The sequence below is a fragment of the Spirosoma sp. genome (assembly GCF_026391055.1).
Classification (GTDB): domain Bacteria; phylum Bacteroidota; class Bacteroidia; order Cytophagales; family Spirosomataceae; genus Spirosoma.
On sequence record NZ_JAPLET010000031.1, the window covers coordinates 20,220 to 32,771 of the forward strand.

The following is a 12,552-nucleotide window of genomic DNA, read 5'->3' on the forward strand; positions in this document are numbered from 1 at the left end:
TCAGGCCAGCCTGTTGAACAGTGCAATCCAGCCCTGGATCGTTTCGGGTTGAAGGCGGGCTGTCAGCTTGTCAAACGTTTTAGCCACCTGCCCAGCCAGCGTCAATCGCCAGTCTGGAGTTAATGTGTAGCCATTATCAAGGGCAAATTGCTCCATCTGTCGTACAATGGATTGGTTTGGGAGCAAGATATAATCGAAATCATCGGTTTGCTGGCCGCGGTACATCCGGGAAAAATGCCGGGCGAGATCGGTAGCGGGTAGGAGATCTTCCAGTACTCGTTCGTCTGTTTTACACCCGCTCAGCGTGATCACATGCGAAGGGGAGCCACTATACGATGCCTGAATCAGGGAATTAGCCAGTGCATGGCCCGTAACCGTACCATCGAGCAGCACATATGGCAGTGTACCAACTTGCTGCGCCAGCATCCGCGTTAGTGGTTCAACGCCCTCTGCTCCGCCTACGGGAATAAACAAGAGGTCTTTTGTGGCGGGATGTGCCCCTGTTTGCAACAGGTATGATTTTATGAGTTGTAAATAAATCTGGCTGGCAACATCGTTGACGAGTACCGGCAGACAGGACGTAAGCAGCTGTTCCGACGCTCTTAGGTTCAGCGCGGCCCGAATAGGATAAAACGATTCTTCCGCTTCATGCACCGTTGTCCGGTAATCGTCGGAAATAACTGAGTTACCATCTGATCCTACATATAGCATTTTGAGGTTACTCAACTCCTGGCTACCGATCAGGAAAGGCGAGTGCGTAGTATAAATAAGCTGATTGTTTGGGGAAAGTGAATGCAGAAAGGTCAGCAGGTCCTGCTGGGCAATCGGGTGAAGCGATAAACCCGGCTCATCGAGCAACAGAATACAGTTAGAATGGCCGTTTGCCTGCTCGGCCCGAAAGGTTAAAAAGAAGCTAAAGAACCACTGAAGACCTTTACTGCGACCATCCAGTTCAATCTCTTCCGTACGTTTTTCGTCGCTTACCCAAATCCTGAAATGATTACCATCGGCCTGAAACCGAAAGCGGTAATTGCCCTGCCGCCACCATTCCTGAAAAGCTTTCGTAAGCCGGGCCGATGCCGCCTGAAGAATAACCTCACGCTTCTTTTTGTTTTCCCGTTCCTGATCGACCGTATTTTCGAGCGCCGTTTCCACCACCGTACTGTCGATCCGTCCGTACGAATCGCGGGTGATTACCTTCGTCTGGCTTATCTCCGACCCTAATTCCAGAATTTCTTCAGGCTTCAACTGAACAAAATCGAACAGCACCTTCAGCGTTCTGACTTTAGCCCGCTCTTTGAAGCCCAAATCTTGCCGACTGCTATTCTGAATAACATGTGGCAAGTAAATCTCAGCGTCCAGGTTGCCATAATCCGTGTAATAAACGAAGCGGGGCAGCTGGTCAATTAAGAACCTTTGCTGTTCAGGAGTCAGCACAATACGCTTATTGGTCAGCAAACGGGCAATATTTTCGAGGGGTGTTTTTAGCTGTTCGTCAACAAAGAGCCGGAACGTTTGCCGCCGGGAGTATTTAACAGTTATAAATTCATCCAGTTGAGAGATCAGGTTGTACACATCGTATTCACCCACACTCCCCGACTCCGGCAGGAGCGCAACTAGCCGTTCAATGAATTCGCGCAGGTCCTGTGTAATTTCCTCCTTGTCCCGCGTAATGAGGTCGCTCGTCAGATATTGATCGTAAAAGGCACTCAGTAAAGCATGAATGTACTTGTTCGGGTACTGCCCTAAAAACGAATCCGGAAAATTTACGTCATACCGCCCGTTGTAGTAGCGGGCCACCTCCACAACCGTCACCAGCTCTTTGGTATATCCTAGCTTTGCCACCATCTGAGCCGTAATGGCTTCATCGAGCCTGAAGGTTGCCCGGATAAATGGCTCTTTTCCCGAGTTTGTGTCGAAGGTTACGTATTGTTTGCGGGGGTAATCGGTCAAGGGAACGATCAGTTCGCCGTTCGATGGGTTCAACTTTTGCAGGGCTATCAACAAGTTCGTTTTTCCCGACTCATTGGTACCAACCAAACAGGTACAATCGTTAATACGTATCTCGCCCGAGTCAACGATGGATCTAAAATTAGTAACCCGGAAGGATTGTAATAGAAAGGGCATTAATCAGCTGATTTAGACCCTGAAAGTAAACTATCTTTTACGACTGTTTCAACAAATCGCGCTTTATTACCATCCATCGCCGACGAGAGATCACAATTTCGTCTCCATTAATCAGCCGCACAAACGGCCCCCGGTGTGTTATCAGGACTTTCTGGATAAGATTTCGGTTTACGATGCAATTCTGGTGTACCCGAATAAAGTCGCTCTCGGGTAACTTATTGACGTAGTATTTGATGGTATAGGCCATCATTTGTTTACTGCCGTCGGACCATTGCAACCAGCTGTAGCCACGTACTCCTTTGATAAGAACCAGATCTTTGATGGGCCGGGTCTGCCAACCTAACTTAGTGTCGTTAACCCGAAGAACGCTGACCCTTTCTCTACCCGTTGGGATATCAATGCGATTTTGAGGTGTAAGATCAATCATGATTTGAAAATAGTAATGGGTTAATTCATTGGTAATGATTAATGTACAGAGGCTGTTGACCTATAGATGTACCTAACCTTAATTGACCATTTTTCTTCACTGTTGCCGCCCCACAATGCCCATCTATAACCCCAAATTTCGTATAGAGCCACGCACCGGGTAAAGCCCGAAAATCACATACCGCCCCTACTTGTATACACAGCGCTTCTCATAGTAATTATTAATGCATACAACTAGGCAACACAAGACACATAACTACCTAGAAAGTCAAATTAGTAACCATAATACAAATAAAGGTTACATTATTTAAGACGACAAACCCCTCATTTTGAGTTGATTTACTAACATGCCGTAAGAATTGTGCTTCCGTTTAGAGAAGGTGAATCAACAGTGGGCTACACAAGAAAAAGCACTCGATCTTGATCTATTTTGTGACTCTTGACTGACACAAATATATAGGTGTCATTCCCTTTTTTATATTAAAGAGTTGTCCTTTGTATGGATTAGGTAGTATTATATAGTAAGCGGTAGTCATTTTGCCAATTGTGATCACATATATATCTTATAGAGATAAAGTTTAAAAAAAATTGTAGTCAGAAGTTAATGATCTATTACTTCTGTTCGAGCTTAGGCCCCCTTTACCTACGCCATAAAAACAAAACAAGTGTGTTCCTGTAGCTAATTACAGGAACACACTTGTCAGAAAAAATTAGCTGAATTTAACGCTTGTTAACGTAAGCTACCCGCATCATTGTGTCGTCTTTACCGGCTCAACTCGCCTGCGGGCCGACCTGATAGCGAGTTGGGAGCATTCAGGTGCGCGTCCGGATCAACACCCACCCCCAGCCGATCTACCAGTTCGCCACCCAGCCAGCCGGTAACACCAGCTACGCCAAATGCGATGAACGAACTGATTAAAGCCAGCGTCGATGGCTGGTAGTCGGATTCGTCGGTACGAAGCCACCAGCTTAGCCCGAAAAGAATCAGCACAACTACGTTTCCTAGAGCATGAAACAGCCCAATGCGTTTGGCGCGGGTTCCTGCCGGAATAGCCAGCCAGTCAATGAGGCCCGGCACAGCCGCAACCACACCCCACAGCAAACCGGCCGTTATCATCCAGTAAGCCACTACAGACATGGTTGAGTTATTTTTAAGCAGAAAAGTAATGTCGAAAATAACAGACGTTAACAGTAGACCCAGCGGGAAAACTATTAAAATCTGATGCGCCGGATGACCCGCTAGCTTTGCTCTGCTTTCCATAAGTATCGTTTTTGCGGCTGGCTTTCTGTACCGAACAGCATTTTGCAGTCCAATACAGAGAGCAACCAGGCCGGGCACTTACATAGCGGTCATGATCTGACGCGCTACTTTCAAATGCGTTTTTACCAACGGATGAGCCGCTTTAGCAAGGTTCTTCATGCTGGGGTCCGTTGCTTTCGACTGAACCATCGACATCACGGCGTCGAGTTTCTCATGACCTTTAACACCACTTTCAGTCAGATACAGGCGGTCGAAAGCCATGCCCGATGTGCTTTGCAACTTAGTCAATACAGCCTGCGTTTCCGCGTCGGGGGAGGTGGGCAACGTAACACCTTTGGCCGAAGCAATCTCCTGAAGCTTGGCCGATAAGCCGGTTTGTTCTTCAACTTCTGCCTGTGCCAGTGCTTTTACCTGGTCATTGGTTGCGCTCTGCACCGCCAGTCGGCTAACCTCAAGTTGCATCATACCGCCTTTGGCTACCTGCATCATCAGGTCCTGGTCGGCAGTGGAGAGTTTGGCGGGGGTTGCGGCCACAGCCGAAACGGCAGCCGCTCCTTTCTTGTTCTGGTTGTCGAATGCCGACATGCTTTCGTTGCCGACCTTACTGGTCGACCCGCTGTTCATCGTCGAATTTGTCTGTTGTGCCAACGATACGTTGGTGAGTGTCAGGACCATAAGCAGGCCCATTGCCATTGATTTAGTGTTCATAACGTTTTTTGTTGATATGCTCCGAATAAGGCTGTTATCTACTCCCGGAACGGCCCGTTTATATCGGCTGTTTACGCTTTTCAAGGATAATAAGGTAACGGCAATTCGATCTATGAACTCATGTATGCAAAAATCGCAGCCCGTTAACTACTCTATATGATGGCTAATGCAGCAGGCTGCTCATGATGAATAGCCTCAACAAGTTCATCGGCCGTAACCAGCATAAACCGTCGGTCGTACTGAAAGCCGGTTCTGTCAAGTACAGCCCGGTCTACAGCGATACCCCGGAGCGACTTGATTGGGTAGATCACTAGTTGCGAAACATAAATCATAGATGTTACCTGTACTTGTAAAAACTTCAGGAAAGAGCAGAGACGTTCTACCCTTTCCTGCAAACCGGGCGTTTCTGACCAGGGATGAAAAACAGATCCGATAAATAAGGGAGTGGTATACCTCCGTGTTTAAGTAGGGCAATCAATGATACCGGAAGCGGAAGCCCGAACCCTTAAAAATTTAGTTTTTCAAAGAACAGACTCAAACACAACACCTAATCTGATTATGAATGCGTTACGAAATAAAGTGAGTAACAGAAACCATTCTGGAGGTTAAATAAGTCGTAAACTTTCCGGGTAACGGGTAGTTAAATGGAGTAAACAATGACTAAACCACTCAACACAAAACATTATGGAAGACGAAGATAAAGAAGCCATTATCCGAGCCAAACAGGCCGTTTCGCCCGCCGGTTTAGGTGACCGATCTGATAAATCGACGACATTACCCGGTAATGACTCGCCCGAAGACACACCACTCAGTGGCATGGACATCAGCCCATCCGACCCGGAAGAGGACGATGACGTAGCCACTACTCACCCCAATCGAAATGCCGATGGTAAGGTGGATATTGGCAAGCCGCCTTATAGCTAAACGACATACGGCCTAAAAAAGGCGCTTCCGTACGGAAGCGCCTTTTTTAGGCCGTATGTCAACACCCTCAATGGTAGGAAATAGAGGATTATTATGTTTTCTTTACACCTGCCCAACAATCAAAACAGGGCGGCATAGGCTTTGGGCATGGCTGCCAGAGGTTTAATTCGGATATCACGGTAAAACACTTCGGCTGCTTCACTCTGTAATTGAATCTTACCCCGTCTCATGGGTACGTCCTGCCCATCCGGTTTCGTATAGCGAGAGTCTTTAAGTACCATAACTACGTGGCCATTGACTATGTGCAGGCTTTGTCCCTCGAAGCAAATCAGCTCCAGCGTTGTCCACTCTCCAGCGGGACTTTCGTAATTGGCGGACCGCATACAATATGAATCACTCCCTTTTTTGAAAGTACCAAAGGGTTGTTTTTCATCGGCCACTCGGTTCATAACGCCCTCGGATTGAAACGAACGTATGTCAATAGCGGAGTTGGCCTGACACCAGAAGTCGCCCATGTGTCCTTCCATAATTTGAAATTCCTGGGAAAGCATCCACGAACGCCAGTATTCGGCCCCGGCTTCGCCAATGGAATGATAGAGTATGCCCGAATCGCGCAGTTTAGTTTTGCGGGGTTCATACTTCTGGGTTCCCCATTTGACTTGCAACTTAAGGTGATAATTTTCGTACGACTGGCGGGTGAACAAGCAACCATACTTCTCCCCACTTATTCGTAAGACAGGGCCACCCGGTTCGGTCAATACCGAAAAAACGTGTGTATCATCTTTGTTGTACCCAATCGGCTGGAGAGGAGTACCCGATGCATCTTTTGGTATATTTCCATTATAGTCAAGCTGATGGGCATAGCTGAGGTAGTTTTCCCACTGGGTTAGATCTTTGTCTAACAGAGAGACCCATTCATTATCTTTTTGCCTGGCGGGCAAAAAACTTGTCGCTAATAGACTGACGATTAACAAAGCCACCTGTCTCGTTTGCATCGTATCTTGGTAGGGGTAAATGATTATATAGTTGCAAAACTACAATCACCTATAGGGCCATAAATTGTAAAAATCCATTCTTTGTTGGTAGATTTATTCCCCCGACGAAGGCTTATGAAACGCTACATTCTCCATACTCCCTTTAATATCTACCACTTTGAAGCGACGACCTGGATGCACGCCGTCCATAAGCATACATACTTCGAGATTATTTTTATACTTAAGGGGCATGGCATTCATAATATCAACGGTAATACGTTCGGCTACAGCGAGGGAGATGTGTTTCTGTTAGGGCCGGAGGATTACCATGACTTCGCTATTCAGGAGCCGACCGAGTTCTGCTTCATTCGCTTCCATGAATCGATCCATGAGCATTCAGCAGGAGATAAGGACACTCCCTGGCAGCCAATCATAAAAACCTTGCTGACAACCTCTTCCCAGAGCCGTGGTACTATCGTAGAAGATAAACAGGAGAAGCAAAAACTTCACTATCTGCTGACAGTGCTGGAAGAAGAATATAAACGGGATCAGTCGCCTTATTTTGCCATCATTCGGGACAGCTTGTTACGGAGTATGCTCATGATTCTGGCTCGAAATCTATTTGGTCATTCGCTGGCCAGTTCCCAGACGACCGATTCGGTGGAAGCGATACTGATGTACATTCGGCAACACATCTATCAGCCCGGAAAGCTCACAATTGACCATTTAGCGGACGTATTCCATTATGCGCCCGCTTATATTAGTCTATTCTTCAAGAAGCAGACGGGCGAATCGCTGAAGCAGTACATAATCAAGTATAAAATCAAACTTATTGAAGCCCGTTTACTGTATAGCCCGTTGAATCTGGCCCAAATCGCGGATGAATTCGGCTATACCGATGAAAGTCACCTGTGTAAGCAGTTCAGGAAGTATACCGGTAGTACACCCAGCGATTTCCGAAAAAGGGGCTGACTGCCGATGGGACATATAACTTCGCATACGCTCGGGCTGGTTATAGACCGAGGTGAATAAGACCCGGTCGAAAGCCAGATGTCAGTTTTCGTCAAGCATGACATCGAAAGAATTCCTAATGCAGTAGTGCTGCCTCTGATTCGGCCTGGACCTCAACCGGAGCCTTTATCTGCCTTCTTCCTGTTAATAATACCAGCAGGGCAAGGGTGGAAGAGCCCGCCATTGCCATCACCATCGGTATGGCTGAAGGCACTTCGAACAGGCTCATAATCACCGAGATCAACGTACCCATACCCATTTGCACGGCACCCATCAACGCTGAAGCACTGCCGCCATTTCTGGTAAAGGGAGCTAGTGATAAGGCAGCCGCATTGGGGTTGGTAAAGCCGATGCAACACAGGAAGAGGAATAGAAAGACGAGCGTGATCGGAAGTGTCAGCCAGCCACTCAGCGCTACTGTGAGAAATACCAGAGCAACCAGTACCTGACCAGCCAAGGCAGCAAAGACAACTTGCTCACTCTTGTATTTACGCAACAGTAGGGTGTTAATTTGACTGGAGCCAATGAAGCCAACGGAAAGAAAAGCGAAGATCCAGCCATATTCTTTTCCACTGGTATGAAACACTTCCATAAACAGAATCGGTGAGCCTGAAACATAGGCAAAGAGCCCCGAAAAAGCGATTGCGCCCGTAAAGGCATACGTGTAGAATTGGGGGTCCTTTAACACCTGCCAGAAGTTACGCAAAATGGGACGGGGCTTCAGCGAGATCGATCGATCGGGCACATAACTGGCCGGCAACCACAAGAAAACAGCCAGTAAAATAGCGACTCCCATTCCCATCAGGATAATAAACACGGCTTGCCATCCCCAGGCAGCGGTCACATACCCGCCAACAGTAGGGGCGATCATGGGCGAAGCGCCCACCACCAGCAATAAGAGAGAGAACACCTTGGCGTTATCCTTCACCGGAAACAAGTCCCGCACCATAGCCACCGAGGCCACTGCCGCTGCACAGCTGCCGATGGCTTGTATAACCCGCATCAAGATCAACCCGTCAATACTGGTCGCCAACGCGCAACCGGCTGCGGCCAGGATGTACAAAATCAGCCCGGCGTACAAGGGAGGTTTTCGGCCAAATCGGTCCAGCAAGGGTCCATATAGCAATTGACCCAGTGAAATACCGATAAAATAGCCCGATAAGGACAGGGAAACTTTGGCCGCCGTGGTGTGCAGGTCTTTGGCAATAGCAGGAAAGCCCGGCAGGTACATATCAATGGAGAACGGCCCCAGCGCCGTTAGGCTTCCTAAAATCAGGATTAGAAAGAAATACGTCTTCTTAGACATTAGCAAGTAATGGATGAAAGGTAGTTTAAATGCTACCGACCCGAATGAACCCCCTAACCCGGGAGAAATATCAAAACAGCTTCATTTGGTCAACCTTACCTTAACGACACAAGTTCAAGGCAACCCATTTCGGAGCGTCACCTTTTTGTTAACAAACACTAAGCAGAGTACGCGCCCATCTTTAGCCTATAGGCAGAAATAGAACCCGACGCAGCACGACTGTTGGCCCGTACCAAAGCTGAGACTACTTTACTCATGTCTTCAACAGGCCCCACACGTTTTCATTTTTGTCTAAAAAAACAAATCTACATTCGGTTCTTGATCTCAAACATACTATTCGGTATGTTTGTGAAAAGTTATCGGTCTATGTCTAAAGCGGCTGCAACGCGACAAATAATTCTGCTCAAAGCATTCGACCTGATCTACCGGAATGGGTTTCAGGCTACCAGCATTGACACGATTATCGCCACTACGCAGGTGACGAAGGGCGCTTTTTTTTACCATTTCAGAAATAAGGAAGAAATGGGGGTAGCCCTGATTAACGAAGTGATTAAGCCGACGATGGAAGAAAACTTTGTCAGACGACTGTCTAATTCAAATCACCCCGCCGACGATATCTACGCCCTGATGAAATATCTGCTCCAGGCTTCCCCCGACTTTCAGGTGCAATACGGCTGCCCGGTGGTTAACTTGGTCAATGAAGTAGCCCCTGGCAGCGATTCGCTTCATAAGGCACTATATAGCGTTTTGAGCCAGTGTCTGCAAGCGGTGCGAAATAGTGTACAGCACGGACAGGCGCTGGGGCAGATTCGGAAGGACGTGAATGCGGGTGAGGTGGCTGAAGTCATCATGATGGGCTACAGCGGCATTCGAAACATGGGCAAATTGTTAGGTGCCGTGTGCTACCAGACGTACCTCAAGGAATTGAAACGCTATCTACAGCAGTTGGTGTAATTTTTTTACAGGAAAACATACCAAATGGTATGTAAACAGACATTCATCTGATTAATATGTATACAACCTTACTCTTTTTGCATTCGCTGTTACGCTGGCTGGTCCTGGCCAGTTTACTCTACGCCATCGTGCGGGCTTATCGTGGCTATACAGGTCAACTGGCCTTCTCCCCGGCTGATAACCTGGTACGGCACTGGACGGCTACCCTTACGCATATTCAGCTGACAATCGGGTTTACGCTTTACTTCATCAGCCCCATTATCGAGTCCTTTCGGCAGCAGGGCATCCAGACTGGTGGGCAGGCCACGTTCTTCGGGATCATTCACATCAGCCTTATGCTGCTGGCCATCGTTCTGATTAGCATAGGCTCGTCGATAGCAAAACGGCAACCAGCCGATCGAGCCAAGTTTCGCGCCATGCTCATCTGGTTTTCAGTGGGTTTATTAATCATATTTCTAGCCATTCCCTGGCCCTTTTCACCACTCGCCAACCGGCCTTATTTTCGACTATTCTGATCATGAAAAAGCTATTGACAACCAAAGTCGGTCGGCTCCGACTGATTGGCCTGCTGGAGGGCCTTTCCTTACTGATCTTACTGGGAATCGCGGTCCCACTCAAATATGCCTACGCCAACCCGTCGCTAGTCAAGGCTATTGGCCCGGTACACGGCCTGCTGTTTCTGCTATTTGTCCTCAACACGCTTCAGGTGAGCGTCGAGCAACGCTGGCGATTTGGTACCACCACCTGGAAAGTACTGCTGGCGTGCATTGTCCCCTTCGGCACATTTTATATCGATCGCAAAATTCTGAGTCGGCTCCCATCCCAATAGACTGGCAGCTCCATGCTCAGTCGGCTCACAGTAACCAGTCGAAAATGAGTCTTATCAGCTAATTCATTTGCCCTTCTTCTGCTGAAACAGCCCTACATTCCCTCTCCAACCCTGTATGTTTTACCTCAAAAATTAGCGCTGACCCAGCTTACATGAGCCGTACAGGCAAAATAACTGAGCCGTAGAAGAAACTAGCACGCGCTGTCAGGCTTGATCTTTGCAGCATGAAAAACTTCACAAAAATTCAGCTGGGGCAAAACGGCCCGCTCGTTTCCAAACTTGGTTTAGGTTGTATGCGTATGTCTTCGATCTGGGGCGGGGATACGCCTGATGAAGCCGAAAGCATAGCTACAATCCATGAAGCACTGGACAGGGGTATTAATTTTCTGAACACCGGCGATTTTTACGGGGCTGGTCATAACGAACTACTAATCGGCAAAGCGATTAAAGCAAGGCGTCAGGATGCCTTCATCAGCGTAAAATTCGGAGCTATCTTTCACAACGGTCAGCACATAGGTATGGATTTGCGTCCTATCGCGATCAAGAATTTCATTAACTACTCCCTAACCCGTTTAGGTACTGAAACCATTGACCTCTACCAGCCAAGCCGAATCGATAACAGCGTACCCTTGGAAGACATCATTGGAACGGTCGCCGACCTGATCCAGGAAGGTAAAGTGCAGTACATTGGCGTTTCGGAAATTACGGCTGACCAACTTCGCCAGGCCAATGAAATTTACCCCATCAGCGCCCTGGAGATCGGTTATTCACTGGCCGACCGCCAGATTGAACGCGATCTGCTGCCTGCCGCCAGGGAGTTAGGCATTGGCATAGTGGCCTTCGCCAATACAGCAGAGGGCTTATTGACCGGTGAACTTAAGGCACCGCTTGCACCAAACGATTACCGTAACCATTTCTCTCGTTTTCAAGGTGATAACCTACTCCATAATCTGGAAAAAGTTGACATCTTAAAACAAGTAGCTCGCAACAAAGGATGTACGCCAACCCAGGTGGCTATTGCCTGGGTTAAGGAGCAGGGCAATCAGATAATGCCTTTAGTTAGCATGAGTCGTCGGTCGCGCTTGCCCGAAAATATGGCAGCAATGGATATTGTATTCACACCGAAAGAGATGAACACCTTAAACACTACTTTTGCCATAGGTGCCCTACTTGGCGGCACGTACTTACAACGCTAAATGACCAGTCCTGCTGAAATTCTGCCCGGTGTGATCTTCTATTCATATCACTCTGCTGAGCGGAGAGAGAAGGTGTGTTTATGGAACCATCATACCTTGATCCTGCAGGTTTCAGGGCAGTTTATCCTGGAAACCTCCCGGCAAACTATTTCGATGAGCGGAGGAGACATGCTTTTGATCGGCAAGAATCAGCTGGGTACACTCACCAAAACACCGCTACCCGGAGGGTATTACGAAACAATTGTCATATCGCTACAGGAGGACTTGTTACGCAAGATTGTGTTAGAAGAGAAGCTTCAGGCGGACCGAAAATACATCGGTCCGCCCAATGTCTTAATTCCTACTAATGAATTTCTGCAGGGGTATTTTCAATCGATTGTCCCCTACGCTCGCAGCTCGGGAGCAAGCCTGACCGACGAAATGGGCATTCTGAAACTAAAGGAAGGGGTTAAACTGCTCTTGTTTGCCATGCCTGAACTTGTAAACCTGCTATTCGACTTTTCCGTCCCTTACAAGATCGACCTGGAAAAGTTCATGCTTAGTAACTTTCACTACAATGTTCCCATTGAAAAATTCGCGCAGCTCACCGGCCGCAGCCTGGCCGCTTTCAAACGCGATTTTCTGAAAACATTCGGTGCTCCACCCCGTCACTGGCTGCAAGACAAACGGCTGAGCGAAGCCAGACACCTCATCGAGACTAAACATCAAAAACCCTCCGCGATTTACCTTGAGCTAGGGTTTGAAAGTATTGCTCATTTCTCCAGTTCATTCAAGAAAAAGTTTGGCATGGCGCCAACTGCCCTGACTTCCGGTCAATCGTCAAAGTAATTTAACGT

Annotated in this window: 14 protein-coding genes; 7 read left to right on the plus strand and 7 right to left on the minus strand. The window is 47.8% G+C overall.

Going from position 1 to position 12,552, the window contains the following annotated elements:
- From NT073_RS31920 to NT073_RS31940, 5 genes are all read right to left on the minus strand, one after another.
- The gene (locus tag NT073_RS31920) at window positions 1-2,127 is read right to left on the minus strand and encodes an AAA family ATPase (RefSeq protein ID WP_297382209.1); all 2,127 of its coding nucleotides are present in this window, start codon (window positions 2,125-2,127) and stop codon (window positions 1-3) included.
- Between the two features lie 37 nt (window positions 2,128-2,164).
- Window positions 2,165-2,554, minus strand: a complete 390-nt coding sequence (locus NT073_RS31925; protein WP_297382211.1) for a LytTR family DNA-binding domain-containing protein — start codon at window positions 2,552-2,554, stop codon at window positions 2,165-2,167.
- Window positions 2,555-3,316: 762 nt separating this feature from the next.
- Window positions 3,317-3,814, minus strand: coding sequence for a DUF2231 domain-containing protein (locus NT073_RS31930; RefSeq protein ID WP_297382212.1), 498 nt, complete (start codon window positions 3,812-3,814; stop codon window positions 3,317-3,319).
- 78 nt (window positions 3,815-3,892) lie between these two features.
- On the minus strand, window positions 3,893-4,522 hold the full coding sequence (locus tag NT073_RS31935; protein WP_297382214.1) for a DUF4142 domain-containing protein: 630 nt from the start codon (window positions 4,520-4,522) through the stop codon (window positions 3,893-3,895).
- Window positions 4,523-4,674: 152 nt separating this feature from the next.
- A complete protein-coding gene (locus NT073_RS31940; RefSeq protein WP_366108114.1) occupies window positions 4,675-4,854 on the minus strand; it encodes an MOSC N-terminal beta barrel domain-containing protein in 180 nt (59 codons plus the stop codon).
- Window positions 4,855-5,206: 352 nt separating this feature from the next.
- Here NT073_RS31940 and NT073_RS31945 point away from each other — a divergent pair, with 352 nt between their 5' ends.
- On the plus strand, window positions 5,207-5,446 hold the full coding sequence (locus NT073_RS31945; RefSeq protein WP_012928631.1) for a hypothetical protein: 240 nt from the start codon (window positions 5,207-5,209) through the stop codon (window positions 5,444-5,446).
- A 119-nt stretch (window positions 5,447-5,565) separates the two neighbouring features.
- Here NT073_RS31945 and NT073_RS31950 read toward each other — a convergent pair whose 3' ends face one another.
- Window positions 5,566-6,441: a DUF1080 domain-containing protein gene (locus tag NT073_RS31950; protein WP_297382216.1), complete on the minus strand. Its 876-nt coding sequence runs from the start codon at window positions 6,439-6,441 to the stop codon at window positions 5,566-5,568.
- A 114-nt stretch (window positions 6,442-6,555) separates the two neighbouring features.
- Between NT073_RS31950 and NT073_RS31955 the strand changes: the two genes are divergently transcribed.
- On the plus strand, window positions 6,556-7,392 hold the full coding sequence (locus NT073_RS31955; protein ID WP_297382218.1) for a helix-turn-helix domain-containing protein: 837 nt from the start codon (window positions 6,556-6,558) through the stop codon (window positions 7,390-7,392).
- 115 nt (window positions 7,393-7,507) lie between these two features.
- Here NT073_RS31955 and NT073_RS31960 read toward each other — a convergent pair whose 3' ends face one another.
- Window positions 7,508-8,737 (minus strand): multidrug effflux MFS transporter, encoded by a 1,230-nt coding sequence (locus NT073_RS31960; protein WP_297382220.1) that lies wholly within the window; start codon window positions 8,735-8,737, stop codon window positions 7,508-7,510.
- 342 nt (window positions 8,738-9,079) lie between these two features.
- Here NT073_RS31960 and NT073_RS31965 point away from each other — a divergent pair, with 342 nt between their 5' ends.
- The 5 genes from NT073_RS31965 (at window position 9,080) to NT073_RS31985 (ending at window position 12,544) form a co-directional block, all read left to right on the plus strand.
- Window positions 9,080-9,691, plus strand: a complete 612-nt coding sequence (locus NT073_RS31965) for a TetR/AcrR family transcriptional regulator (protein WP_297382221.1) — start codon at window positions 9,080-9,082, stop codon at window positions 9,689-9,691.
- 56 nt (window positions 9,692-9,747) lie between these two features.
- Window positions 9,748-10,206: a hypothetical protein gene (locus tag NT073_RS31970; RefSeq protein ID WP_297382222.1), complete on the plus strand. Its 459-nt coding sequence runs from the start codon at window positions 9,748-9,750 to the stop codon at window positions 10,204-10,206.
- 2 nt (window positions 10,207-10,208) lie between these two features.
- Window positions 10,209-10,520 (plus strand): DUF3817 domain-containing protein, encoded by a 312-nt coding sequence (locus NT073_RS31975; RefSeq protein ID WP_297382224.1) that lies wholly within the window; start codon window positions 10,209-10,211, stop codon window positions 10,518-10,520.
- 224 nt (window positions 10,521-10,744) lie between these two features.
- Window positions 10,745-11,716, plus strand: a complete 972-nt coding sequence (locus tag NT073_RS31980) for an aldo/keto reductase (protein ID WP_297382226.1) — start codon at window positions 10,745-10,747, stop codon at window positions 11,714-11,716.
- Complete coding sequence (locus tag NT073_RS31985) at window positions 11,717-12,544, plus strand: AraC family transcriptional regulator (RefSeq protein WP_297382227.1); 828 nt, start codon at window positions 11,717-11,719, stop codon at window positions 12,542-12,544.
- Window positions 12,545-12,552 lie beyond the last annotated feature (8 nt).